Raw genomic sequence first — 25,500 nt, 5'->3', positions numbered from 1 at the left:
CGTGGAAGGGATCAGGAGGAGGGCACACAAGGGGGACACAGGGGGCAACGGCGGTGAACGACGGAGGACCCATGAGCGACGACGACGCCCCCACCGGCCTCAGGTGTCTGGTGACCGGTGCCACCGGCTACATCGGCGGACGGCTGGTCCCCGAGCTGCTGGCCGAGGGGCACCGGGTGCGATGCCTGGCCCGCTCCCCCGCCAAGCTGCGCGACTACCCGTGGGCGTCCGAGGCGGAGGTGGTGCGCGGAGACGTCACGGACGCCGCCTCCGTCGCCGACGCCATGCGCGGGTGCGATGTCGCGTACTACCTCGTGCACGCCCTGGGCACGGGCCACGACTTCGAGGAGACCGACCGCGGGGCCGCCAGGACCTTCGGCGAGCAGGCCCGGGCGGCGGGCGTGCGGCGCATCGTCTACCTGGGCGGCCTGACCCCCGCGGGCGTACCGGAGAAGGAGTTGTCACCGCACCTCAGGTCCCGGGCCGAGGTGGGGCACATCCTGCTGGACTCGGGCGTACCGACCACCGTGCTGCGCGCCGCGGTGATCATCGGTTCCGGCTCGGCCTCCTTCGAGATGCTGCGCTATCTGACCGAGCGGCTGCCGGTGATGGTGACGCCGAGCTGGGTGCACACCCGGATTCAGCCGATGGGCGTACGCGATGTGCTGCGCACCCTGGTCGGCAGCGCCCGGATGCCCGCGGAGGTCAGCCGCGCCTTCGACATCGGCGGTCCCGAGGTCCTCACCTACCTGGAGATGATGCGGCGGTACGCGGTCATCGCCGGGCTGCCCCGAAGGCTCATCTTCCCGGTACCGGTCCTCACCCCCCGGCTGTCGAGTCACTGGGTCGGGCTGGTCACCCCGGTGCCCGCGTCCATCGCGCGCCCGCTCACCGAGTCGCTGCGCCACGAGGTCGTGTGCCGCGAACACGACATCGTCCGGTACGTTCCCGATCCCCCGGGACGGCCGATCGGCTTCGACGCGTCGGTGTCCCTGGCGCTCCAGCGGGTGCGCGACGCCCAGGTGACCACCCGTTGGTCGTCGGCCTCGTATCCCGGGACGCCCAGCGATCCGCTGCCCACCGACCCCGACTGGGCGGGCGGCAGTCTCTACACCGACCACCGCGAACTGACCGTGGACGCCTCACCCGAGGCGCTGTGGCGGGTGATCGAGGGCATCGGCGGCGACAACGGCTGGTACTCCTTCCCCCTGGCGTGGGCGGTGCGCGGTTGGCTCGACCGCCTGGTGGGCGGGGTGGGGCTGCGGCGCGGGCGCCGGGACGCCGCCCGGCTGCGCGTCGGCGACTCGCTCGACTTCTGGCGCGTGGAGGAGATCGAGCCGGGTCATCTGCTGCGGCTGCGCGCCGAGATGAGACTTCCGGGTCTGGCATGGCTGGAGATGTACGCCGAGGTGGCGGAGGCCGGGCGTACGCGCTACCGGCAGCGGGCCCTGTTCCATCCGCACGGGCTGCTCGGCCACCTGTACTGGTGGAGTGTCTCGCCGTTCCACTCCGTCGTGTTCGGCGGCATGGCCCGCAACATCGCGAAGGCCGCCGTCAAGAACGCGCCCACCGTGCGGGAGGAACCCGCGCTCACCCGCTGACCCCGCATCCACAGGAGCCGGCCGAGCCGAAGCAGACCGATGCCGTACCCCTCGCAGCCCTGCCCCGGAGCCACACCATGACCCTCTCGATCGTCCTGTTCACCTCGGACCTGCGCCTGCACGACCACCTGCCGCTCCGAGCCGCTCTGGACGGTTCCGACACGGTGGTGCCCCTCTTCGTCCGCGACGAGGCCGTCGCGCGGGCGGGGTTCACCGCTCCCAACCGGATGGCCTTCCTCGCCGACTGTCTGGCGGATCTGGACGCCGGGCTCCGGGAGCGCGGCGGTCGGCTGGTGGTGCGCCGTGGCGACGTGGTGGCCGAGGTCGCCAAGGCGGTCGTGGAGGCCGACGCCGACGAGGTGCACATGGCGGCGGGAGTCAGCGCCTACGCGCACCGCAGGGAGGAGCGGCTGCGCAGCGCGCTGGAGGCGGAGGGATGCCGTCTGCACGTCCATGAGACGGTGGTGACCGCGCTGGCTCCGGGCGCGGTCGCTCCGGCGTCCTGCGACCACTTCGCCGTCTTCACGCCGTACTACCGCCAGTGGGCGCGGCAGCCGTTGCGGGACGCGGTCGCCGCCCCCCGGGTCGTCCGGGTGCCGGACGGAGTGGGCTCGGAGGAGATCCCGGCCCGTTCGGATGTGTCCGGAGTGTCCGCGGGGCTGGCCCGGGGCGGCGAGAGGGAAGCGCGGAAGCGGCTCGCGGCCTGGCTGCGCGGCGGGATCGGGGCGTACGAGGACCGCCACGACGACCTGCCCGGCGACGCGACCTCCCGGCTCTCCCCCCATCTGCACTTCGGCACACTCTCGCCGGTCGAGCTGGTGCATCGAGCCGCCGCGGCGGGCGGTCCGGGCGCCGAGGCGTTCGTACGGCAGGTGGCCTGGCGCGACTTCCACCACCAGGTGCTTGCCGCCCGGCCGGACGCGTCCACGGCCGACTACCGGACCAAGCACGACCGTTGGCGCTCGGCCGCCGAGGCGAGCGACGACATCGAGGCGTGGCGGGAGGGGCGCACCGGCTATCCGGTGGTGGACGCCGCGATGCGGCAGCTGCGTCACGAGGGCTGGATGCACAACCGGGGCCGCCTGCTCACCGCGAGCTTCCTGACCAAGACGCTGTACGTGGACTGGCGGGTCGGGGCCCGGCACTTCCTGGACCTGCTGGTGGACGGCGATATCGCCGACAACCAGCTCAACTGGCAGTGGATGGCGGGAACGGGCACGGACAGCCGGCCCAACCGCGTCCTGAATCCGGTGGTCCAGGCCGGAAGGTACGACCCGGACGGGGTGTATGTCCGGCGCTGGGTGCCCGAGTTGGCGGGCCTCGCGGGACGTGCCGTGCACGAGCCGTGGAAGCTCCGGGGCCTGGACCGCGCGGCGTACGACTACCCCGATCCGATCGTCGATCTGGCCGAGGGGCTGGCCCGGTTCAAGAGGGCCCGGAGCCGTGACTGAGTGCCGGAACCGTGGCGGAGCGTCACGGCCGTGACCGCGTGACCGGGAGACTCGGTGGCCGTGTCAAACTGCCAATGTTTTTACCCGGAGTAGAGATTTCTCACCGGCGCGCCGCCGTATTGGTGGTCGTCCGAACCACTCGTACCGGGTCCGTCCGTACCGGATCCATCGCGCGGCGGCCGGAGCCAAGGGCTCCGGGACGCCGCCCCGCCCCCCAGGAGGCTGCTCAATGCGCATTGCACGGAACGCGGGAACACTCTTCGTGACCGGCGCGTTGACCCTGACTCTCGCCGCGCTCGCCTATCCGGCGATGCTGGGGGTGTCGACCGCGTCCACGACCTCGACGCGGATCATCGCCAATCCGCCTTCGGGGCCGCTGACCGAGGCCGACCGCGACTTCGTCGTCAAGGTGCGCGCGGCGGGACTGTGGGAGTACCCGGTCGGGCAACTGGCTCTGCAGAAGGGGACGATACCGGCGGTCCGTACGGCGGGGCAGCACCTGATCTCGGGCCATGCCGGGCTCGACGACACGAGCCGCAAGATCGCCACGCAGCTCGGCATCACGCTGCCCAACAAGCCGTCCCCGCAGCAGCAGGGTTTCGTGTCGACGCTGAGCGCGGACAGCGGCAAGAAGTTCGACACCGACTTCGCCAACATCCTGCGCATCACGCACGGACAGATCTTCTCGACCGTCGCGAAGATCCGTGCCACGACCGAGAACACACTCGTGCGTCAGCTCGCGGACCAGGCCAACGACACCGTGCTGGACCACATCACCGTGATGGAGAAGACCGGACTGGTCGACTTCGAGCAGGTGATCATCCAGGAGACGACCCTTCCGAAGGTGCCCAAGGACAATCTGACGCCGCCCGCGCCGCAGCCCGGCGAGCCGGTCGTCGTTCTGACGCCGCCCGCGGGCGGGGGCGCCGCGACGAAGCCCTCTCCGACGCCGACCGTGGGCTGATCGGCGACGGCGACGGTAACTCCCGTCGCGTACGCGGGGTTGCGGACCCGCGCGTGGCGGAGCGGTGGGCCTCGGCCGGTTCAGCCGCCGGCCAGGCCCACCAGTGCGGTGAGCGCGTCCCGCAGTCCGGGTGGCCGGAGCATGCCCGGTTCCACGCGCCCGGCCCAGCCGGGGCCGCCCAGGAGAACGACGGGGTGGCTGCGGGCACCCTTGACGCCCCAACCGGTGGCGGCGATGTGCCGGGCCAGCGGGCGGTCGGCCGTGGAACGGGTCTGGGACCACAGCACGACGGCGACCGGACCCAGCCTCCGCACCGCCGCGGTCAGCGCCTCCGGGGGCACCGCGGGGCCGAACATCCGGGTGGGCAGGCCCTGTTCGACGAGCCCCGCGTGCAGCGCCTCCAGCGGCAGGCAGTGCTGTTCGCCCGGCACGCAGGCCAGCACCACGGGTCCCGCGCCGGTGGCCGGCACCCCGGGCCCCGCCGGTCCGGGGGCGCGGTGCAGCACCCGGGAGATGTGCCAGGACAGCAGGTGCTCCACCTCGACGTATCGGTCTCCGGCGGACGCCCATTTGCGCCCCACCGCGTGCAGGGTCGGCACCATCACCTCTTCCCAGCCGACAACCACGCCGTGCCGCGTGACGAGCGAGGTCAACTGGTCTTCCACGGACGGCGCGTCGAGGCGTACGGCAGCGCGCGCGAGGCCCTTGCACTCCTGCCGGGCGTCGCCGAGAGGCAACGCTCCGGCCGCCCGCGACGGGGGACCGGGCTCGTCGGCCGGGGCCTCGACCTCGGGCGCGACCGGGTCGGATCCGCGCTTCGCCGCCCGGGCCGCCTCGGCGGGCGGCACTCCGGCCGAGGTCAGCCGGCACATCTCCTCGAGCATCGCCACGTCCCGGGGCGTCCATCGGCGGTGCCGACCGTCGGGACGGACCGCGGGCCCCACGCCGTAACGGCGGTCCCAGGACCGCAGCGTGGTGGGTGACACTCCGAGGCGACGGGCCAGCGCACCGGTGGTGACACCGGCCTCGGCGGATCCAGTGCCCGGTCCCCGCCCCTGATCCGACCGGCTGTCACCCATACGGCGACTATACGACGCAGAAACGATGCGAGTTGTCGCCTTTGACCCACCGTTCACAGGATGGGTCCACGGGCCCGTCGCAGGAGGCGCCCGGAGCAAGGAGCCGTGGCCATGAGCGCAGATCCGACCGCCGGACAGCGGACCGCCGAGTCCGCGGACACGGTCACGGAAGCGGACCTGGAGCGGGGCATCATCGACGGGGACGAGGCCTCTTTGACCACCGCGTACCGGCGCTGGGCCCCCCTGGTCCACACGCTCGCCCGGCGCTCGCTGGGCGACCCGCGCGAGGCCGAGGACGTCACCCAGCAAGTGTTCCTCGCCGTATGGCGCGGCGGTCGGGGCTATCGCCCGGAGCGCGGTTCACTCGCCGGCTGGCTCGTCGGCATCACCCGGCGCAAGATCGCCGACGCGCTGTCGGCGCGGACCCGGCGCACCGAGCTGGTCGGCGCGGCCGGCGCCCTGCTGGTCCTCGCCGACGACACGCGGGATCGCCCCGAGGCCGCGCTGGACCGTGTCCTCGTCCGGCACGAGCTGTCGAAGCTCGCCACTCCGCAGCGTCAGGTGCTGCATCTCGCGTTCTACGAGGACCTCACGCAGACGCAGATCGCCCAGCGCACCGGCTGGCCGCTGGGCACGGTCAAGAGCCACTCGCGACGTGGTCTGCACCAGTTGCGCGACGGTCTGCGGTCGGTGGCGGAGGTCTGAACGCCGACGGCGTGCCGGGGTCCGCGTGGCAACCGGCACGGCATCGCGCCGATGCCTCCCTGCATGTCCGGACCCGGGGTTCCCCCAACCGACCTCCGCACCGGTGGCCCTGCTGGGCTTCCCCGTCCGAGCGTTCGTCCCCTCGGTTTCGGGGGAGGGGACGAACGGCTCTCGGCGGCGCGGCCTCGGCGGCAGGGTGGGCCGTGCTCACCGGATGCCCGCGCTCCCGGCTCCGCCCGTGTAGCGGGCCAGTTCCCAGGGGTCGTGGGCGCTGAAGACGTCGACCTCGTCGCCGTGCAGGCGGACCAGTTCCCGCAGCCGGGCGTGGTTGCCGAGCCGCAGGGGCCGGTCCACCTCGGTGATCTGCTGGAGGATGTCCATTCCGGGGTGGCCCGCGGGGCGGTCGGGGTCGATCTCCCGGTGGAAGTAGTAGGCGTCACCGCAGTGCAGGAGCCAGCGTCCGGAGTCCTGGACGGCTATCGCGCTGTGCCCTCGGGTGTGCCCGCCGAGCGGGACGAGCAGGATCTCCGCGTCCAGGCCCTCCAGCGGGCGGACCGCGTCGAACCCGAACCAGGGGTCCCCGGCGGGTTCCGCGTACGGGACCCAGTGCGGCCGGTGCGCCCACTGGGCCGGGCGGTAGCGGACGCGGTCCTCGGGGTGGGCACCGGGTGCCGCCATGGCCGCCCGGAGCTCGGCCTCGTTCAGATGGACCTTGGCCCACGGAAAGTCGGGAAGGCCGCCCGCGTGGTCGAGGTCGAGATGGCTGAGCACGATGTGCCGTACGTCCTCGGGCCGGAAACCGAGGGCCGTGACCTGGTGCGACGCGGTCTCGCCGAGGTCCAGGACCGGCTGGGCGCGGCCGAGGAAATCCGCGCCGAGGCTCTCCTCGGGCCGCGCCACATCGGCCGTACCGATGCCGCTCTCGACCAGGACGAGGCCGTCGCGGTCGGTCTCGACGAGCAGGCAGTGGCACACCGCGGGCAGGCTTCCCTCCGCGCTGTCGATGATGCGCAGGGAGCCGCAGTTCAGGTGGTGGATCTTCACGATGAGTCCCTTCAGACGCCCGTGGATGCCCCCCTGGCACCGGCACGGACCTGTACCGCCCACATAGATAACGAACGTTCGTAATCTAATAGCGAACGGTCGTTAGGTTAAGCTGGTCGCATGAGCCCGCGCAAGTCCGTCGCCGAGACCGCCGCCACCCGCGACCGGATCATCGGGAGCGCCCTCACACTGGCCTCCACCGACGGCCTCGAAGGCGTCACCATCGGGCGCCTCGCCACCGACCTGGCGATGAGCAAGGCCGGCGTGATCGGCCACTTCGGCAGCAAGGAAGCACTCCAACTCGCGGTACTGGAAGCGGCGGTCGAGCGGTTCATACGGCGGGTGCCGGCACGGGCCCTCGGGGCCAGACCCGGCACCGAGCGACTGACCCGCGCCTTCGACGAATGGATCGCCTTCATGGCCGAGGGCGAGGGGCACGGGGGCTGCTTCCTCACCTCGGTGGCGAGCGAGTTCGACGGCCGCCCCGGCGCGGTCCGCGACGCGGTCCTGGACGCGCTGGACGCGTGGACGGCGTACGTCACGGCGGAACTGAACACGGCGGTCGAGACCCGCCAACTCCCCGAACGCACCGATGTGGACCAGCTCGTCTTCGAGCTCGGCGGCGTGATCCTGGCGGCCGACCAGTCGATCCAGCTGCACCGCGACCCACTGGCACCGACCCGGGCGCGCCGCGCCATCGCCCGCCTGCTCATCGCCCCCTGACACGCCCCACAGGACCGGCGGAACGACGAGCCGGGGGACGCTTCGCCGAGCGCGCCACCCCTGATCAGAACGAACGCGACATCCCTACACATAAGGATGAAATAAGCGCAGAATGGTGATGCGCGGCAGCGACCGCCAACCACTTCGGGCGCGGTCGGGCCGTGGAGATCGGAACCGATCGAAGGAGACGAGTCATGGCCAACGTCTCACATACCGGTGGCGACATCACCAGCCACCCTGATGTGTCCGAAATGCGCGCCCGGTACGAGCGCGTGATCGGTGGTCGCGATGTGGCGCTCGTGGACGGGCCGGTGTTCCTGCTCGGCCTGTACTGCGCCGCGTCCCCGTGGATACTCCACTACACGACGAGCCAGCCCGACCTGACCACGCACAACCTGATCATGGGGATCGCGATCGGCGTTCTGGCTCTTGGATTCACCGTCACACCAGGGAGGATGTACGGCCTGAGCTGGGCGATCTGCGCGATGGGCACATGGATGATCATCTCGCCGTGGATCGTCGGCACCAGCCCGGACACCGGAGTAGCGCTCAACAGCATCATCATCGGCGCCCTGGCCGTGGCACTCGGTGCGCTGTGCGCGCTCACGGCGGACAGAAGCGGTCGCCGGATGTAGCCCAGGGCCGGGTGCGGGCGCCCGGCATCCGTCCCCCGCGCCCGCGCCCGCTTCAGTGGCCCGGCATGAGCCACGGCTCCTGGGGCAACGGACTGCCGGTCTCCAGCAGGGACTTCAGGTTCGACAGCACCGCGGCCCAGCCGGAGGCGGCGTCACGCAGCGCGCCCTCGTCGGGCAGATCGTCGTGCGTCACCGTCAGCCGCACGATGTCGGCGTGCCGCTGGATGTCGAAGGTGACGCGGGAGTACGTGTCCGTGTCGCCCTCGGGAGCCGCCCAGGTGGTCACCAGGCGGGTCGGGCGCTCGCTCTCCACCACGGTCCCGACCACGTCGGCGATGCCGGAGCCGTCCGTACGCCGGTGCTCCCAGCGGGATCCGGCCCGCCAGTCCGAGACGTTGCTGTGGCCCCAGTAGGCGGCGGTGAGATCGGCGTCGGTGAGCGCGTCCCAGACCTTCTCGGGTGTGCTCCGGATGTAGGTGACGTAGACGAAGTTCGGCTTGTCGGTCATGGCTTCCTCGGCTCGTTCCTTGAGAGCGCTGAGCGCGCGCAGCCGCGGGCGCTCGAACTTGTCGATCCACCGCTCCTGGATCTCGTGGAGCGGCACCGGATTCAAGTAGTGCAGCTTCTCCCGCCCCCGCCGCACGGTGCTGACGAGGTTGGCGGCCTCCAGAACGGCCAGGTGCTGCGTCACCGACTGGCGTGTCATGTCGATGTGTTCGCACAGATCGCCGAGTGTCTGCCCGCTGTGCCCGTGAAGCCGGTCGAGGAGTCTTCGCCGGGTCCCGTCGGCGAGCGCCTTGAAGACCTGGTCCATTCCGGAGTCGCTCTCTGATCGCACACCCAACGTTATGCAGGCAATCACTTGCATGTCAAACACCGAGGACCCGAGGGCCTGCCGTCACCGGCGGCCCCGGGTTCGGTCGGGGGTCGGTGGTGAGTCTCGGTGGAGGCGATGGCTGGCCTACGAGCCAGGCCTTCGGCGGTACGCCGGGTGAGCCGGCCGTCCGGGCGGCCGATGATCGGTGATCGGTGACCAGGGGAAAGGGTCAGTTGACGCCTCGGTCGCGTCCCTCCCAGTACGGCTCGCGCAGCTTGTACTTCTGGAGCTTGCCGGTGGCCGTCCGGGCCAGCTCGCTGCGGACCTCGACCGAGGTCGGTGCCTTGTACCCGGCGAGGCGCTCCTTGCAGTACTGGATCAGCTCGCTCTCCGTCGCCTCCGCGCCCGCCGCGAGGACCACCAGCGCCTTGACGGTCTCGCCCCACTTCTCGTGCGGCACGCCGATCACCGCGACCTCGGCGACCGCCGGATGGCTGAAGAGCGTGTCCTCCACCTCGATCGAGGACACGTTCTCACCGCCCGTGATGATCACGTCCTTCTTCCGGTCGCTGATCGTCAGATAGCCGTCCTCGCCGATCGATCCGCCGTCGCCGGTGTGGAACCAGCCGTCGGCCAGCGCCCGTTCGGTCTCCGCCGGCTGCTCCCAGTACCCCTCCAGGACGACGTTGGAGCGCGTGAGGATCTCGCCGTCGGCGGCGGTGCGCAGGGTCACGCCCAGCGCGGGGACGCCGGCGCGGACCAGCTTCTCGGCGCGGGCCTGCGCGTCGAGGTCGTCCCATTCGGAACGGGTGCGGTTGACGGTGAGCAGGGGTGAGGTCTCGGTGAGGCCGTAGATCTGGATGAACTCCCAGCCCAGCAGGGACTCGACCCGTGCGACGGTCTTGGTGGGCGGCGGCGCTCCGGCGACGATGATGCGCACCCGGTCACGGCCGGGGATCTCGCCGTCCCAGGACTCGGCGGCGGCCAGCACGGCGTTGACGACGGCCGGCGCCGCGCACATCACGGTCACCCCGTGCTCGGCCACCCGGCGCAGGATCTCCGCCCCGTCGACCTTGCGCAGCGCGATCTGCCGTACGCCGAGGCCCGCCATCGCGAAGGGCATCCCCCACCCGTTCGCGTGAAACATGGGCAGGGTGTGGAGATACACATCGCGGTCGGTGACACCCGCGTGCAGGGCGAAGGTCGTGGCGTTGACCCAGATGTTGCGGTGCGTGATCTGCACACCCTTGGGCCGGGCCGTCGTTCCGCTGGTGTAGTTGATCGTCGCGGTGGCGTTCTCGTCCGCCTGCCAGGGACGGGGTTCGGTGTCGAAGCGGTACAGCTCGGCGTCCGCCGCGGCACCGAGCGTGAAGCGGTGCTTGCAGCTCACTCCCGCGAGGCGGTCGGTCAGCTCGGGGTCGACGAGCAGGACGCTCGCGCCCGAGTGCTCGACGATGTAGCTCACCTCGTCGGCCGTCAGACGGAAGTTGACGGGCACGAGGACCCGGCCGTGGCCGCTGACCCCGAAGAACGAGGTGAGCAGCCTGGCGCTGTTGGGCGAGGCGACGGCCACGCGCGCGCCGTGCGGGACGTCCAGCGCGTCGAGCCCGGCGGCCTGGGCTCTGGCCAGCTCCCCGACGCGCCGGTACGTCAGCCCCTCCCAGGGCTCGGCGGGCTGGTCCGGTTCGTCGACGACGCCGACGCGGTCGCCGTACACGGTGACGGCGCGGTCCAGGAAATCACGGGCCCCGAAGGGGACGAGCATCACGGCCTCCCGACGATCGGACGATGTCCCAGTTCTATCCTGGCCACGCCTCCGTGTATCCGGACAACCTCCAAGTGGTCCCGGACCGCCGTGTCCGTATCCATGTGCGTGTCCCGGCCTCCTTGGCCGTCGCCCGCTCGACGCGTCACGATCGTCCGATGGACAGCCGACCGACGTTCGACTTCCCCGGGCCGCTGCGTATCGAGGGGCTGGGGCTGCACCTGCGTGAGTGGTCCGACGACGATGTCGCGGATCTCGTCGCGCTCTACGACGATCCCGAGATCGACCGGTGGACGCCGGTCGCCTCGCCCTTCGACACCGAGGCGGCACTCGCCTACCTCGCGGCGGCCGAGCAGAAGTGCACCGAGGGGCGGGCCGTACAACTGGCCATCACCACGGACGGTGAGCGGCCTCGGGGCGAGATCCTGCTGTTCCCCGGCTCGGCCGACGAGCGGGACGTCGAGCTCGCGTACGGCGTGGGGGCCGCCTACCGGGGCCGGGGGCTCGCGACCCGTGCGGTCCGGCTCGTCGTGCACTTCGCGCACCGCCACGTCGGCGGGCGGCGCGTCGTGCTGTGCATCGAGGACGGGAACACCGCGAGCGAGGGAGTCGCGCAGGCGACGGGCTTCGTACTAGCCGCCGACGAGCCCGTCGTCCGTACGACGAAGGGCCGCGATGTCGTCCTGCGGACCTGGAGCCATCTCGGAGACGACGGCCCGCACGGCGGGTGAGGGCACGCTCCGGCGGCCCGGCGATGACCGACCTGGTGCGCGCGGCCCCCCGCCGCCGCCGAGTGGCCGTCGGCGGGGGGCCGGCGGGTTCCGGCGACCCCGCGCGCGGCGTCGGATCCCGGCGGGCGCCCCCGGCGTCAGTTGTCCAGGGGCTCCCGCCCCGGGCGTCAGGTGTCCAGGGGCTCCCGTGCTCTCACGCCCCGGCGGGCTCCGCCTCCGGAGCCGGTGCCGTCAGGTACTCCTCGGTGACCTCCTTCGGGCCGAAGGGCCACACCTTCTCCAGACGTGCCCAGACGAAGAAGGCGACGAGACCGAGGGCGAGCCAGGCCAGCGACCACTCGATGGGGTGACGGCCCGGGGAGTTCTTGTCCGCGTATCCGTAGATGGTGAGCCAGCCGGCGAGGGCGAGGAAGCTCGGCACGGGGTAGAGCCACATCCGGTACGGGCGGCGCAGACCCGGCTGCCGCTTGCGCAGCACCGACAGGGCGACGACCTGGGCCAGCGCCTGGACGATCACCATGACCGTGGTCAGCAGCAGGATGAGGGTGGCGAGGTCGGTGTGACGGCCGATCAGGAAGCCGATCGCCGTGATGACGCCCATGGTGGCCAGGCCCAGCATCGGGAAGCGGTGCTTGGGGTGCAGTTTGGCGTAGGGGCGGAAGAAGACGCGTTCGCGGGCGGCGTCGTAGGGCACCCGTGAGCCGCCGAGCAGGCCGGTGAAGACCGAGGCGAACGCGGTGATGAGGATGAGGACGGTGACCGTGTCGGCGGCGCCCTTGCCCCAGGTCTCCTCCAGGACGGCCGAGGCCACGGAGGTGGAGGCGATGTCGCCGGGGTCCGTCATCCGGTGCCAGTCGATGACGCCGAGCGTGCCGATCTGGAGCAGCAGGTAGATCGCCATGATGCCGAGGATCGAGTAGATGATCGAGCGGGGCAGGGTGCGGCCGGGGTCCTTGATCTCGGCACCCATGTACGCGGTGGTGTTGTAGCCGAGGTAGTCGTAGATGCCGATGGTCAGGCCCGCGGCGAAGCCGACCCAGAAGTGGCTGCCGGACAGCTCGAAGGCCCCTGCCGGGTAGCTGAAGGCGAGGTCGGCGCTGAAGTCGGTGGCCGCGGCGACGATCACCAGGAGGACCGAGGTGATCATCACGGCCCACATGACGGCGGTGATCCGCGCGATGTGCTCGATCCCCCGCCACAGCAGGAGGACGACCAGGGCGACGATGCCGAGTCCGACGAGGTCGCCGGTGGTCTTCCCCATGTCGGGGGCCAGATAGCCCAGGTACTGGACGAAGCCGACCACGCCGGTGGACATGATCAGCGGGATGAAGAGCATCGCCGTCCACACGAACAGGAACGGCATCAGGCGTCCGGTGCGGTATTGGAAGGCCTGGCGCAGATAGACGTAACTGCCGCCGGAGCCGGGCATCGCCGCGCCCAGTTCGGCCCATATCAGCCCGTCGGCGAGCGCCAGGACGGCGCCCGCGACGAAGCCGATGACCGCCTGCGGACCGCCGAACGCGGCGACCATCAGCGGGATCGTCACGAACGGCCCGATGCCGCACATCTGGCTCATGTTGATGGCGGTGGCCTGGAACAGGCCGACGCGGCGGACGAAACCGCCGGTGGGTGGCGGGCTACCGGACATGGGTCCTCCTCAGGACAGGACGCGGGGAGAGGTACGAGGTGACGACCGGCCTGGGCGGCGGCCGACGGAATCAAGGGCGGCGGGTGACCGGCCGGCGCTGGGCTCCCCTCGGCTCGCCCGGCGAGGCTGACTGGGCGATAAAGTTAAGGAGCCTTACTAGATGCGTCAAGGGGGTGTCACGAATGAGTGAGAATGGTGCGATGCCCGCCAGCGACGCCGCAGAGCAGCCCGAACAGCCCTGGAACCGTCGGCGGCTGCGCAGCACCAACGAGCGACTGCTCCTCGACCGGCTGCGCACCGGGGGTGCCGCCTCGCGCGCCCAGCTCGCCCGCGAGACGGGTCTGTCCAAGCCGACGGTCTCCAGCGCGCTCGCCGCGCTCGAGGGGGCGGGACTGGTCCACGAGGTCGGCACGCACACGCCCGAGCGCGGCCGCGTCGCCGTCCTGTACGCCCCCGACCCCGCCGCCGGGTACGCGCTCGGCATCGACATCGGCCGCAGCTGGCTGCGCGTGGCGGTCGCCGATCTGGACGGCGCGGTGGTCGCGCGCGCCGACGTCCGCAACCGTGCCCGCACCTCCGGGGCCATGGCCGACCTCGTGGTCTCCACCGCCCACCAGGTCGTCGCCAACTCCGGCGTCGACGCGCACGAGGTGGCCCACGCCGTCGTGGGCACGCCGGGCGTGTACGACGAGAAGCAGCGCCGGGTGCGGTACGCGATGCACCTGCCCGGGTGGGGGCGGGCGGGTCTGTTCGACCGGATGCGGGAGGAGCTGGGCATCCCGCTGGAGGTGCACAACGACGCGAACCTCGCGGCGCTCGGCGAGTACACCTACGGGGTCGGCGCGGGCAGCCGGCTGTTCGCGTACATCATGATCGGCACCGGCCTCGGCATGGGGGTCGTCAGCGAGGGACGGCTGTTCACGGGGGCGCACGGCGGGGCCGGCGAGATCGGTTTCCTGCCGTGGCCGGGGCAGCACAAGCCGGAGACCCTGGAGGACGCGGTGTCCGGCGTGGCCGTCGTCGAAGCGGCCCGGCACTTCGGCATGACCGGGCAGCTCACCGCGAAGGCCGTCTTCGACGCGGCGCGGGAGGGGCACGGACCCGCGGTCGAGGCGGTCCGGCTGGAGGGCGAGAGGATCGCGCACACGGTGGCGGCCGCGGCGGCGGTACTCGATCCCGATCTGGTGGTTCTGGGCGGCGGGGTCGGCCACAGCGTCGACCTGCTGCTGCGGCCCGTCCGCGAGACCCTGCGCACCCTCACGCCCCTGCGCCCGAGGATCGCGCCCGGACGACTGGGCGAGGACGCGGTACTGCTCGGCGCGGTGGCTACCGCGCTGGGGACGGCGCGCGATGTGGTGTTCGAGCGCAGGTCGGCCTCCTGAACCAGGGCGGCGCCCGGCACGGTAGGCAGGGCCGACGCGGTTGGCACGGCCGGCGCGGGTTGTCCCTGTCGGCGCCAGGAGGGTCGGCGCGGGCACGGTCGGCACGGCCGACCCAAGCACCTTCGGGTCGGTCGGCGCGAGGACCGTCGTTTCGGTCGGCGCGAGGAGCATCGTTTCGGTCGGCGCGAGGAGCATCGTTTCGGCGTGAGGTGGGTCGTGGTGGCCGAGTAGGACGCCCGGTTCCGGGGGCCGAACAGGGTCGGCCCGGCCCGTCGGTGATTGACATGACTTACTCAGCGGCCTAGCTTGTGGGCCGAGTTAGTAAAGTTTCCTAACTTGCAGTGTCGAAGCGCGGATGCTCCCCCACCTCCCAAGGAGACCACCGTGTTCCACCGCCCTGCCTCCCGACGGCACCTCGGCACGGCCGCCGTCGCCCTGGGCCTCCTGTGCACCCTCTCCGCGAGTGCTTGGGCCGACGGGCCCGACCCCCGAACGGCCGCCGCGCCACACGTCCGCGTCACGCCGGTGGCCTCCGCCCCGGGCAGCGCCACGGCTCTGTCGGGGTACGCGATCCAGTCCAGCGCCGAGGTCCCCGACGCGGCGGCCGACATCTCCAGCCCCGGCTATCCGGCGAGCGGCTGGTACCCGGCCGGCTCCCGCTCCACGGTTCTCGCGGCGCTCCTCGCGAACGGGACCTACGCGGATCCGTTCTACTCGACGAACCTGCAGAAGATCCCGAAGGCCGACTTCGCCGTGCCGTGGTGGTACCGCTCGGACTTCACCGTCGCCGACACCTCCGAGCGCAGCCAGCTGGACTTCAGCGGCGTGATCTCGGCGGCGGACGTCTACGTCAACGGCCGCCAGGTCGCCGACGCCGCCGAGGTGGCCGGCGCCTACACGCACCACGAGCTGGACATCACCTCGCTGGTGCGCGCGGGCACCAACACGGTCGCCTTCCGTATCCGGCCCAACGACCCGAACAAGAACCTGACCATGGGCTGGATCGACTGGCTCCAGCCGCCGCCCGACCAGAACATGGGCATCGTCCGTGACGTCCTCGTCCGCCGAGGCGGCCCGGTCGCGCTGCGCGACGCGCATGTGGTGACCGCCCTCGACGTCCCCTCGCTCGGCTCCGCGGACCTCACCGTCAAGGCACGGGCACGCAACGAGACCGGCTCGGCCGTCACCGCCACGGTGTCCGGCCGCATCGGCTCGGTGTCCTTCTCGAAGAGCGTCCCGCTCGCGGCCCACGAGACGAGAGCCGTCACTTTCACCCCGTCGGACGTTCCCGGACTGCACCTGACGGAACCGAAGGTGTGGTGGCCGGCGGGCATGGGCGGGCAGCCTTTGTACGGCCTCGATCTGACTGCCTCCGTCGCCGGCACCCCCTCCGACACCGCACACGAGGACTTCGGCGTCCGCGAGGTGAAGGCGCCCCTGAACTCCGCCGGCGCCCGGCAGTACAGCGTCAACGGCCGCAGGCTGCTCATCAAGGGCGCCGGCTGGTCGCCGGACGAGTTCCTGCGCTGGGACCGCACCTACGTCGAGGACCGGCTGAAGTACGCCCTCGATCTGGGCCTCAACACCGTCCGCCTCGAAGGACACATCGAGCCGGACGAGTTCTTCGACCTCGCCGACCGCTACGGCATGCTCACCCTGCCCGGCTGGGAGTGCTGCGACAAGTGGGAGGGACAGGTCAACGGCAGCGAGACCGGCGACCCGTGGAGCGCCGCCGACTACCCGGTCGCCAAGGCGTCGATGGCCGCCGAGGCCGCCCGGCTGCGCGACCACCCGAGCGTCATCTCCTTCCTCATCGGCAGCGACTTCGCGCCGGACGCCAGGATCGAGAAGAACTACCTCGACGCGCTGAAGGCCGCCGACTGGCCGACCCCGGTGGTCGCCGCGGCCTCCGACAAGTCCTCCCCCGTGTCCGGCAGTTCGGGCATGAAGATGACCGGGCCCTACGACTGGATCCCGCCGGGCTACTGGTACGCCAAGCGGGAGGGCGGCGCCACCGGCTTCAACTCCGAGACCGGCGCGGGACCCGACATCCCCACCCTCGACACGCTGCACCGCATGATGTCGCCCGCCGAGCTGGACACCCTCTGGAAGAACCCGGACGCCAGGCAGTACCACCGCTCACCGTCCCCGGTCTTCGGCACCCTCAAGATCTACGACGCCGCCCTGGCGGGCCGCTACGGCGCCCCGACCGGCCTCACCGACTACGTGCGCAAGGCGCAGCTCGCCCAGTACGAGAGCGTGCGGGCGCAGTTCGAGGCCTACGGGCGCAACGCCACCGACTCCTCCAAGCCGTCGACCGGAGTCGTGCACTGGATGCTCAACAGCGGATGGACCTCGCTGCACTGGCAGTTGATGGACCGTTACCTCGACCAGGGCGGGGCCTACTTCGGAGCGAAGAAGGCCAACGAGCCCCTGCACGTCCAGTACTCGTACGACAACCGGTCCGTCGTCGTGGTGAACAACCGGCACGCGGCCGCGACCGGTCTCACCGCGCGCGTCACGCTGTTCAACACCGACGGAACACAGAAGTACGACAGGACGGCGACCGGCGTGGCCGTGGGCGGCGACGGGGCGCGCACCACCGCGCTCACGGTGCCGTCCTCGGTGAGCGGCCTCTCGACGACGTATCTGGCGCGGCTGGTCCTGAGCGACGCCGGGGGCAAGGAGGTCAGCCGCAACGTCTACTGGCTGTCGACCCGGCCGGACACCATCGACTGGGCGAACACCGACTGGTACTACACACCGACGACGAGCTACGCGGACCTCAAGGGGCTCAACTCCATGACGCGTGTGCCGGTTTCGGCCTCGGTGTCGACCTCCTCCGGGCCTGACGGGACCTCCACGACGAAGGTCACCCTGCGGAACGACGGGACCGGGAGGACACCGTCGCTCCTCACCGACGCGCATCTCGTGGACGCCAAGGGCAGGCCGGTGCTGCCAGTGCGGTGGTCCGACAACCAGGTGAGCCTGTGGCCGGGCGAGTCGGCGACGCTGACGGCGACCTACCGGACGGCCGATCTGCACGGAGCCACCCCCGGGGTACGGATCTCCGGGTGGAACACGCCGGAGCGGACGGTCCGGGCCCGGTAGAGCGGCGCGGTCCCCGCAGAACGAGGGGCGGGCCCGGTCCCGGGCCCGCCCCTCGTTCTGGTCGTGATCAGCTCACGTTGAGCGCCGTGTCGTCGACGACGAAGGACGTCTGGAGCGTGGAGCCCTCGACGCCGGTGAACTTGATCGTGACCGTCTGCCCGGCATAGGTGGTGCCGAGGCTGAACGTGCGCTGCGTGTACCCGGACGCGGCGTTCAGGTTCGAGTAGGTGGCCAGGGTCGACAGCACGGTGCCGCTGCTGTTGACGACCTGGGCCTTGAGCGTGTCGTACGCGGTGCTGGTGGTCGTCTCGGCCGTGTCCACGTGCAGATAGAAGCTCACGGTGGCCGAGCAGCCGGAGGGGATGGTCACCGCCTGGGACAGCGTGTCGGTGTTGGCCGAGCCGTAGCCGTTGAGCCATGCCTTGTACGAGCCGGTGCGCGCCGCCTCACTGGAGCTGTTGGTGATCACACCGCTGGTGGCGGTCCATGACGTGGCGCCGGACTCGAAGCCGGGGTTGGCGAGCAGCTGCGCGGCCGTGCACGTGCCGCCACCGCCGCCTCCACCGCTGCTGGTGCCCGCGAGCCAGTCGGTGGCGTTGAGGGCGAGCGCCGCGTTGGTGGCGCCGGTGTCGTTCCAGCCGTCGTACAGCGTGTTGCCGGACTGGCCGGTGCCGTCGTCGATCGGTGAGCTGTCGCCCCAGAAGGCGACCTTGCCGCTGCCGAAGGTGCTCGTCGCGAAGAACGCGCCGGTGTTCCCGGAGTAGCCGGTCCGGTAGAGCAGACCCTTGACGGCCGCGTTGTCGGCCGGCTTGAGCGTGGCCGTCGTCCCGCTGGCGATCAGGCTCTTGGTGACGGTGCCGAAGGAGCCGTGCAGGATCGTGTTGGTGCTGTCGCTGATGGCGCTCGGGTAGTCGGAGCTGATGCTCAGCGAGTCGATGGAGAAGCCGAACGGGTCGGTGCTGTCGACGCTGTTGTTGGTCATCAGGTCGTTGAAGATCTCGACCGCGTCATAGCCGTCGCTGTTGCGGTCGGCGCCGGTGTGGTCGGAGATCATGAAGAGGCCGCCGCCGTTCTTGACGAACGTCATGATGGCGGTCTTCTCGGCGGTCGTGAACAGCGTGTTGGGCTCGGGCAGCACCAGCTCGTCGAAGTTCGACAGGTCGGTCGCGGCCGTACCGCCGTAGGTGAGGCTGGAGCCCGAAGGCAGCGTCTTGAGGCTGTAGTTGCCCGTCTTCTGCAGGGCGACGCCCCACGAGGACAGCGCGCCGGTCCAGTCGGTCTCGGCGGACGGGGTGGAGTCCTGGCCGAGTGGGTCGGGCTGGCTGGTGGAGACGATCCAGTCGGCGTTGCCCGCGGTCTCGGCGTGGCCGTTGTCGAACAGGACGCGGTGGGGGGTGGCCGCGTGGGCGGGGGTGACGGTGGCCGCCTGGAGGGCGGCGGCCGTGACGAGCAGTCCGAACACGGCCAGCGCCGTGGTGAGTCTGTGGCGGGACTTCCTGAATCCGAGCATCCGGCGAACCTCCGTCAGGGTGGGGAGAGGCGGTGCGGGCGCCAAGTCTGCGCGCGTAGAACGGAAGTTGGCCGTCCTCCGCACGACAGATTCTTGAACGGTACATGACCAAATGGCGGCTGCCCAGAGTCCGGACCTGGCCGTCACGGGGTGCGTGCCCGGGAGCGGACTGGCTCCGCCGGAAGGGGGCAGATACATAACATCGGGGGACCGACCAAGAGGGGCGGAGATGGAGATCTCGGGCATCATCAGTGCCATCCTCATCGGCATCATCATCGGTGTACTGGGCCGGCTCGCCGTGCCGGGGCGCCAGCGCATCGGCATCCTGTGGACGATCGCGGTCGGCATCGTGGCCGCGTTCATCGGGTCGGGGGTCGCCGCCGCGTTCGGCGTCGCCGACACCAAGGGCGTCGACTGGATCGAGTGGCTCATCCAGATCGGCCTGGCGGCACTGGGCGTCGCGGCACTGGACCGGACGAGGGGGCGGCGCTGATCGGCGGACGGTGACGGGGCGGGGCCGAACAGTCGGGGCTGACCGCTCGGGGCTGACCGTTCGGGGCTGACCGTTCGGGGCTGACCGTTCGGGGCTGACCGTTCGGGCTCACGACGGGGATCGCCGGGTGCGCTGTGCGGCGGCGGTCGAATTCCGTTGCGGAGCGCGTTCCCGTGCGGCTAGGTTCTGCGGGCTTCGCACCCGTACGTCCGACGCCACGGAGAGACCTTGCCGCCACGCATCACGCCGTTGACCGATCCCGAGCCCACCGCGTCGAGCCGACGTCTGGCCTGGCTGGCCTCGGACGCCGAAGGGGCCCCGGTGGGCTCGGCGTACCTCCGGCTGTTCACCAAGGAGGGGCAGGACCATCGCGCCGAGTTGGAGATCGCCGTACACCCCGCCGAACGGCGAAAGGGAGTGGGCGGCGCTCTCCTGGACGCCGCCGTGGTCGCCGCGCGCGGCGACGGGCGGCGGTCACTGGTCTCCGAGGCCAGGGCCGACTCTCCCGGCGACCGGTTTCTCGCTGCGCGCGGGTTCCGCCGGGTGCTGGCCCTGACGTTCGCACGCCTCCCGCTGCCGGAACTGGACCTCCGGGCCGTGACCGGGATCACCGAACGCCCGCATTCCGGCTACGAGTTGACGCACTGGGACGGCGTCGTGCCGACCGAGTTGGCGCCCACCTACGCCGACTCCCGGCGGGCCATGGACGACATGCCGATGGAGGACAGCGACCAGGGAATCGACGTCTGGGACGTGGAGCGGGTCGTGGCGGTGGCCGAGGTCGTCAGCGAACGGGGCGACGCGCTCCACACGGTGGCCGTGGTGGACCGCTCGGACGGCTCGATCGCCGGGTTCTCGGAACTCGTCGTGCCGGGTGACGGCCGGGGCGACGCCCAGCACTACGGAACGGGCGTCCTGCCCGAGCACCGCGGCCACGGTCTCGGGTTGTGGATGAAGGCGGAGTCGATCCGTCTGGCCCGTCTGCGCTACCCGGAGCTGACCGGCCTGCTGACGGACACGGCCGACAGCAACGCGCCCATGATCGGCATCAACGACACGCTCGGCTACCGGCCCACCCACCGGACGCTGGAGTACCGACTGGACCTCTGAGGCGCCCGAGGTGTGCGCCCAAGGGGGCATGGAGTCCGAGGCGCGGCGGGTGGCGTGCTTCTCGTCTCGGTGCCGTTGGCGAGAGGCCGCGTTCAGGGTGTCGCCGCCACCGAGAGGCTTCAGGTCAGGCGGCCGCCCTGAGCGCGGCGAGACCGTCGTAGGTGGACGGGTACGCGGGCGTCCAGCCCAGTTCCCGCTCCGCCTTCGCCGACGACACCCGCAGCGTCGTCCGCATCACCACGTGCGCGTACGCCATGGGCTTCATCATCCACAGCGGTACGGTCATCGGCTTCGGCAGGCCGAACTCCTCGGCCACGGCCCGGACATGGCTCGCGAAGCCCAGCGGGGCGCGGTCGGCGATGTTGTACGCCTCCCCCGGGCGTCCGCGTTCCACCGCGGCCGCCACCGCGCGCGCCGCGTCGGCGAGATCGACCCAGGGCAGGACCCGGCCGTGGTCGTCGGCCACGGGGAGCTGCCGCCTGCGCAGCAGGGGCAGCAGGGCGTCGGTGCCGCCCGCGCCGTAGAAGAGGCCGAAACGCAGCGCGATCCCGTCCAGTCCGGCGGCCTCGAAGGTGAGCCGTTCCTTGATGCGCATGGCCGCGATGTGCCGTTCCAGTCCGGGCGTGGCCCCCTCGGGCCCGAAGGCGTCGGCCTCGGTGACGACCTGGTCCCCGTGGTCGCCGAATCCGTACCCGAAGACCATCGACTCGGCGACCAGCCGGCGTGCGCCGGTGGCCCGCGCGGCCTCGATGAGGTGGGCGGTGCCGTCGACGCGCAGGACATCGGTCGCGTGCATGTCGCGGTGGCGCAACGGCGGCTTGCGCAGCGCTGTCGCGGCCAGGACGACCGTGTCGTAGTGCTGTCCGTCGACGGCGCGCAGCAGTGCGTCGCGGTCCGTCAGATCCGCCCGGACGCCGTTGGCGGGGCCACGGCCGAGGCCGGTGACCTGGTGGCCCGCTTCCGTCAGGGCCGCGGTGATGTGCCGGCCGAGAACGCCGCTCGCACCGGCCAGGAGGATGCTCTGGTTCGTCGTCATGCCGATGCGACGGATCGCTGAGGCGGGGATGTGACATCGGCCCGGCCGCTCCGCCGAACCGCCGCCGGCGCGTCACGCTTCGTAGACGTACGGTGTCGTCGTGGTGAGCGGCTGGAAGCCCAGCCGGGCGAGGACGGGGCGGCTCTGGCTGGAGGCGTCGACCTGGACGTAGCGGTAGCCGCGTTCCGCCGCGACACGGGCGCGATGGGCGACGAGGGCACGGTAGATGCCGCGGCCCCGCCAGGCCTCGACGGTGCCGCCGCCCCACAGCCCGGCGAACCGGGCCCCCGGCGGGAGTTCCATACGGGCCGCGCTGACGGGGACGTCGCCGGCGAGGGCCACGACGGCGACGACCGTGTCCGCGTCACCCGTGAGCTGGGCGAGCAGTTGGTGCCGCAGGAGCGTGCTGTCCGCGCCGAAGGCCTGCTCGTGGACGTCGGCGACGAGGTCGACGCCCGCGCGGTCGGTGACCGGCAGCAGCCGTACGCCCTCGGGCGGTTCGACGTCGAGGGCCAGGTCGGCCAGCTCGGCGATCATCAGTGTCTCCTCGGGCTGGGCGGTGAATCCCGCGGCCCGCAGCCGCTGCCCCAGGTCCTCCGGCCGGTCGTGCCCGTACAGCTTCCACTCGAACCCTCCCCCGAGTCCGGAGAAGAACCGCACCTGCCCGGCGATGGCCGCGTCGGCGCTCGTCTCGTCGAGGTCGGACCAGAGCACGCCGTTCCAGCCCTTGTCGGCGCCGACCTGGCGCACCACCTTGTCGACGCGCTCCACCCGGGCGCCCGGCGCGTCGGGCCGCGCGCCTTCCCGCATGTCCCGGTCGAACAGGGCCAGTACCGCAACGTGATCCATGGGGTCACTCCAGCATCCCGGGACGAACGGGGCAACGGGAATAAGTGGTCCACCGGTGGTCGGGAAGGACACGGTGGCCCGGCCGTCGGGAAGCACGCCGTGGTGCGCGACCCCTCGCAGCCGCCGCGGCCCCGGGACACGGAAGCGCCCGGGCGGACCCTTCGTCAGGCCCCGCCCGGGCGCTGGTCCCACGCCGTCCCGATCAGCCGGCGGCGGCCAGTTCCTGGGGCCGCGCGGGGCTCGGGGGCGTCACCTGGACGCGGCGCAGGCCGGTCAGGCTGACGAACACCAGGGAGAAGACGCCCGCGAGGGCGAAGGCGGTGAAGCCCGCGGTGGTCGAGCCGGTGGCGAGCAGCTGACCGCCGAGCCAGGGGCCGAAGACGGCGCCGAAGCGGCCCATGCCGGAGGTCCAGCCGACCGCGGTGGCACGGTTGTCGTCCTCGGAGCGGTGCGCCACCGTGGCGTAGATCATCGCCTGGGCGCTGAAGAGGAACATGCCGGTCAGGAAGACGACGGTGTAGGTGAGGGGCAGCGCCATCTTGAAGCTGAGGGAGTAGATGCCGATGGCGGTGGCGCCGAACCAGATCGCGGAGATGATCGAGCCGCCGAACTTGTCGGTGAGGCGTCCGCCGATCAGCATGCCGACGATGCCGCCGAGGTTGATGACGATGACGAAGCCGATCGAGGAGCCGAGGTTGTAGCCGTTGGCCTTCATCAGCGAGGGCAGCCACTGCGAGACGCCGTAGACGAGAAGGAGACCGCCGAAGGACGCGATCCAGAACAGCAGGGTCTGGGCCCCCCGGCCGCCGCGGAACAGGGCGGTGAGGGCGCTGAAGCGGTCGACCGCGGCCTGGCGCTCCTCTGCGCGGGCGGCCAGGTCGACGCCGTAGCGGTCGGCGAGCGCGCGGGCCTCGTCGGTGCGGCCCTTGGCCTGGAGGAAGGCCATCGACTCGGGCAGGAACACGGCCGCCAGCGGCACCCCGATGAACAGCGGTATCACGCAGATCCAGAAGGAGACGCGCCAGTCGCCCGTCCCGAGCGCCACGAATCCGGCGACGATGCCGCCGGCCTGATGGGCGGTCATCAGCGAGCCCACGATCAGGGCGCGGCGGCCCCGCGGGGCGTACTCGGTGACCATGGTGATCGCGCTCGGCAGCAGGCCGCCGAGGCCGAGGCCGGCCAGGAAGCGGCCGAGGCTGAAGACGTCCAGGCTGGAAGCGGAGGCGCAGACCGCGGACGCCAGGGAGAACACGGCGGTCGACACGACGATCGTCTTCTTGCGGCCGACCCAGTCGCTGACGGTGCCGGAGGACAGGGCGCCGATCAGCATGCCGAAGGTGGCGTAGGAGCCGACGTCGCCGGCCTTGCCCGGGTCGATGCCGAGGGCCTTGGTCTCCAGCATGTGCGGCAGCACGGAGCCGTAGATGAACATGTCGAGGCCGTCGAACAGGACGACCAGCCAGCAGAGGCCGACGACGATCGCGGCCAGTCTGCCGCCGCCGCGAGCGGGCAGGGCGAGGGAGGAGGACATCGTTGTTTCCTCTCGTCCAGGAGGCGTGGGCCCTGGAAGGGGATCGGGGATGCGGGTCGACGCGGCTCGTGCGGCTGACCCGATGGTGCGACAGACGCTAAGGAGTGAACTCCCAGAGTGTCAACGCTTTTGTCAACAATCCAGGAAACAATCCGGCCACCCTCCGCGACCGTCGCACCGGAAGCTGAGAACCAGGTGAAGCGGGTGCGGGCGGCACCCAGTCCGGTGCCGCCCGCATGCCTGTTCTGGCCGGAATTGGTCGCTCAGTCCATCACCCGGCGGACAGCCGCCGAGCGTGTTTCAGCCGACAAGCAGCCCCAACGGCCGTCGGGCCGGTGGGCGGCTTCCCCGGGTGCCGATCAGCCGATGGGCGGCGTGCCATGGGTGTGGAAGGACTCGATGGTCTTCAGGCCCCAGGCCTGGCCCTTCTTCCGCTCGTTCTCGGTCCAGGTGACCAGGGGCCAGTCGGGGGCGAGGACGAGGCGGGTGAGCGGGTTGCACAGCTCGATGCGGTTGCCGCCGGGTTCGTAGACGTACAGGAAGAACGTCTGCTGGATGGCGTGCTTGTGCGGGCCCGTCTCGATGAACACACCGGTGTCGATGGCGAGGTCGGCGGCGCGCAGGATGTCCTCACGGGTGTCCGTGGCGAACGCGATGTGGTGCAGGCGCCCGCTCGAACCCGTCCAGTCCTCCGTGTAGACGACGTCGTACGACTTGTTGCTGAACGTCAGCCACTGGGCGGCGATCCTGCCGCTGTCGAGCTGGATCTGCTCGGTCGGGCGGGCCCCGAGCGCGTCACGGACGAAGTCCCCGTTGGAGGCGACGTCGGAGGCGAGGAAGTTCACGTGGTCCAGGCGTCGCACACCGACCCCGTGGCCGGGCTTGGCCTGCGGCTGGTTCTTCAGACCGGGCTTCAGATGGTCGGGCGCCTGGTACCACTCGCTCTCCCAGTACAGGGCGAGTTCGTGGCCGTCGGGATCGGTGGTGACGTAGACCGGGCCGAGACCCGGCTCGTCGTCCGCCCAGCGGCCCGCGCGGCCCGCGCTCTCGATCTCCTTGACCCGGCGCTGGAGGGCCTCCTCGCTGGAGGCGCGCAGGGCGGTGCGGCGGATGCCCGAGGTCGTGTGGGCGGTGAGGGTGAGGCTGTGGTGCTCGTAGTCGTCCCAGGTCCGCAGATAGACGGAGTCTTGGGAGCGGCCGTTCTCGGTCAGGCCGAGGTAGTCCGTGAAGAAGCGGACGCTGGCGTCCAGGTCGGGGGTGAGCAGTTCGACGTGCCCGAGGTGGGCGATGTCGCCGAGCGGCGGGGCCATGGGGC

General features: G+C 71.3%; 21 protein-coding genes. 11 read left to right on the top strand and 10 right to left on the bottom strand.

Annotation, left to right across the window (positions count from 1 at the left end; all coding sequences use genetic code 11):
- Window positions 1-71 precede the first annotated feature (71 nt).
- The 3 genes from ABZX90_RS29485 (at window position 72) to ABZX90_RS29475 (ending at window position 4,016) form a co-directional block, all read left to right on the top strand.
- The gene (locus ABZX90_RS29485; protein ID WP_351123019.1) at window positions 72-1,601 is read left to right on the top strand and encodes an SDR family oxidoreductase; all 1,530 of its coding nucleotides are present in this window, start codon (window positions 72-74) and stop codon (window positions 1,599-1,601) included.
- A gap of 77 nt (window positions 1,602-1,678) precedes the next feature.
- Window positions 1,679-3,052: a deoxyribodipyrimidine photo-lyase gene (locus ABZX90_RS29480; protein ID WP_355209733.1), complete on the top strand. Its 1,374-nt coding sequence runs from the start codon at window positions 1,679-1,681 to the stop codon at window positions 3,050-3,052.
- Window positions 3,053-3,281: 229 nt separating this feature from the next.
- Window positions 3,282-4,016: a DUF4142 domain-containing protein gene (locus tag ABZX90_RS29475; protein WP_351123013.1), complete on the top strand. Its 735-nt coding sequence runs from the start codon at window positions 3,282-3,284 to the stop codon at window positions 4,014-4,016.
- Between the two features lie 80 nt (window positions 4,017-4,096).
- On the opposite strand, the gene ABZX90_RS29470 is transcribed toward ABZX90_RS29475, so the two are convergent.
- Window positions 4,097-5,095 (bottom strand): MerR family transcriptional regulator, encoded by a 999-nt coding sequence (locus ABZX90_RS29470; protein ID WP_355209730.1) that lies wholly within the window; start codon window positions 5,093-5,095, stop codon window positions 4,097-4,099.
- Between the two features lie 111 nt (window positions 5,096-5,206).
- On the opposite strand from ABZX90_RS29470, the gene ABZX90_RS29465 reads away from it, so the two are divergent.
- Window positions 5,207-5,800, top strand: a complete 594-nt coding sequence (locus ABZX90_RS29465) for a sigma-70 family RNA polymerase sigma factor (RefSeq protein ID WP_351123007.1) — start codon at window positions 5,207-5,209, stop codon at window positions 5,798-5,800.
- Window positions 5,801-6,007: 207 nt separating this feature from the next.
- Here the strand turns inward: ABZX90_RS29465 and ABZX90_RS29460 are convergent, their stop codons facing one another.
- Window positions 6,008-6,844, bottom strand: coding sequence for an MBL fold metallo-hydrolase (locus ABZX90_RS29460; RefSeq protein WP_351123004.1), 837 nt, complete (start codon window positions 6,842-6,844; stop codon window positions 6,008-6,010).
- A 120-nt stretch (window positions 6,845-6,964) separates the two neighbouring features.
- Here ABZX90_RS29460 and ABZX90_RS29455 point away from each other — a divergent pair, with 120 nt between their 5' ends.
- Both ABZX90_RS29455 and ABZX90_RS29450 read left to right on the top strand, forming a co-directional pair.
- The gene (locus ABZX90_RS29455; protein WP_355209726.1) at window positions 6,965-7,567 is read left to right on the top strand and encodes a TetR/AcrR family transcriptional regulator; all 603 of its coding nucleotides are present in this window, start codon (window positions 6,965-6,967) and stop codon (window positions 7,565-7,567) included.
- 194 nt (window positions 7,568-7,761) lie between these two features.
- Window positions 7,762-8,202 carry an SPW repeat protein gene (locus ABZX90_RS29450; protein WP_351122998.1) on the top strand — a complete coding sequence of 147 codons (441 nt, stop codon included), beginning with the start codon at window positions 7,762-7,764 and terminating at the stop codon, window positions 8,200-8,202.
- A 52-nt stretch (window positions 8,203-8,254) separates the two neighbouring features.
- Here ABZX90_RS29450 and ABZX90_RS29445 read toward each other — a convergent pair whose 3' ends face one another.
- Both ABZX90_RS29445 and ABZX90_RS29440 read right to left on the bottom strand, forming a co-directional pair.
- The gene (locus ABZX90_RS29445; RefSeq protein WP_351123340.1) at window positions 8,255-9,016 is read right to left on the bottom strand and encodes a metalloregulator ArsR/SmtB family transcription factor; all 762 of its coding nucleotides are present in this window, start codon (window positions 9,014-9,016) and stop codon (window positions 8,255-8,257) included.
- 232 nt (window positions 9,017-9,248) lie between these two features.
- Window positions 9,249-10,784, bottom strand: a complete 1,536-nt coding sequence (locus tag ABZX90_RS29440; RefSeq protein ID WP_355209723.1) for an AMP-binding protein — start codon at window positions 10,782-10,784, stop codon at window positions 9,249-9,251.
- A gap of 23 nt (window positions 10,785-10,807) precedes the next feature.
- Here ABZX90_RS29440 and ABZX90_RS29435 point away from each other — a divergent pair, with 23 nt between their 5' ends.
- Window positions 10,808-11,515 carry a GNAT family N-acetyltransferase gene (locus ABZX90_RS29435; protein ID WP_355209720.1) on the top strand — a complete coding sequence of 236 codons (708 nt, stop codon included), beginning with the start codon at window positions 10,808-10,810 and terminating at the stop codon, window positions 11,513-11,515.
- Window positions 11,516-11,708: 193 nt separating this feature from the next.
- Here the strand turns inward: ABZX90_RS29435 and ABZX90_RS29430 are convergent, their stop codons facing one another.
- A complete protein-coding gene (locus tag ABZX90_RS29430) occupies window positions 11,709-13,163 on the bottom strand; it encodes an APC family permease (RefSeq protein ID WP_351122989.1) in 1,455 nt (484 codons plus the stop codon).
- A 200-nt stretch (window positions 13,164-13,363) separates the two neighbouring features.
- On the opposite strand from ABZX90_RS29430, the gene ABZX90_RS29425 reads away from it, so the two are divergent.
- A complete protein-coding gene (locus ABZX90_RS29425; protein ID WP_351122986.1) occupies window positions 13,364-14,545 on the top strand; it encodes an ROK family transcriptional regulator in 1,182 nt (393 codons plus the stop codon).
- Window positions 14,546-14,929: 384 nt separating this feature from the next.
- The gene (locus tag ABZX90_RS29420) at window positions 14,930-17,656 is read left to right on the top strand and encodes a sugar-binding domain-containing protein (RefSeq protein WP_355209715.1); all 2,727 of its coding nucleotides are present in this window, start codon (window positions 14,930-14,932) and stop codon (window positions 17,654-17,656) included.
- 67 nt (window positions 17,657-17,723) lie between these two features.
- Here the strand turns inward: ABZX90_RS29420 and ABZX90_RS29415 are convergent, their stop codons facing one another.
- A complete protein-coding gene (locus tag ABZX90_RS29415) occupies window positions 17,724-19,166 on the bottom strand; it encodes a hydrolase (protein ID WP_355209712.1) in 1,443 nt (480 codons plus the stop codon).
- A gap of 229 nt (window positions 19,167-19,395) precedes the next feature.
- On the opposite strand from ABZX90_RS29415, the gene ABZX90_RS29410 reads away from it, so the two are divergent.
- Together ABZX90_RS29410 and ABZX90_RS29405 are read left to right on the top strand one after the other, a co-directional pair.
- Window positions 19,396-19,659: a GlsB/YeaQ/YmgE family stress response membrane protein gene (locus tag ABZX90_RS29410; RefSeq protein ID WP_351122977.1), complete on the top strand. Its 264-nt coding sequence runs from the start codon at window positions 19,396-19,398 to the stop codon at window positions 19,657-19,659.
- Between the two features lie 228 nt (window positions 19,660-19,887).
- The gene (locus ABZX90_RS29405) at window positions 19,888-20,769 is read left to right on the top strand and encodes a GNAT family N-acetyltransferase (RefSeq protein WP_355209709.1); all 882 of its coding nucleotides are present in this window, start codon (window positions 19,888-19,890) and stop codon (window positions 20,767-20,769) included.
- A 124-nt stretch (window positions 20,770-20,893) separates the two neighbouring features.
- Here the strand turns inward: ABZX90_RS29405 and ABZX90_RS29400 are convergent, their stop codons facing one another.
- From ABZX90_RS29400 to ABZX90_RS29385, 4 genes are all read right to left on the bottom strand, one after another.
- A complete protein-coding gene (locus ABZX90_RS29400; protein ID WP_351122972.1) occupies window positions 20,894-21,805 on the bottom strand; it encodes an NAD(P)-dependent oxidoreductase in 912 nt (303 codons plus the stop codon).
- 72 nt (window positions 21,806-21,877) lie between these two features.
- Window positions 21,878-22,654, bottom strand: a complete 777-nt coding sequence (locus ABZX90_RS29395; protein ID WP_355209706.1) for a GNAT family N-acetyltransferase — start codon at window positions 22,652-22,654, stop codon at window positions 21,878-21,880.
- A 202-nt stretch (window positions 22,655-22,856) separates the two neighbouring features.
- A complete protein-coding gene (locus ABZX90_RS29390; RefSeq protein ID WP_355209703.1) occupies window positions 22,857-24,185 on the bottom strand; it encodes an MFS transporter in 1,329 nt (442 codons plus the stop codon).
- Window positions 24,186-24,544: 359 nt separating this feature from the next.
- A complete protein-coding gene (locus tag ABZX90_RS29385; protein ID WP_351122964.1) occupies window positions 24,545-25,495 on the bottom strand; it encodes a catechol 2,3-dioxygenase in 951 nt (316 codons plus the stop codon).
- Between the last annotated feature and the right edge of the window lie 5 nt (window positions 25,496-25,500).

Source organism: Streptomyces sp. NPDC002935, from assembly GCF_040611295.1.
Classification (GTDB): domain Bacteria; phylum Actinomycetota; class Actinomycetes; order Streptomycetales; family Streptomycetaceae; genus Streptomyces.
Note: the sequence above shows the minus strand (reverse complement) of the source record. Positions and strands in the feature narration are given on the sequence as shown.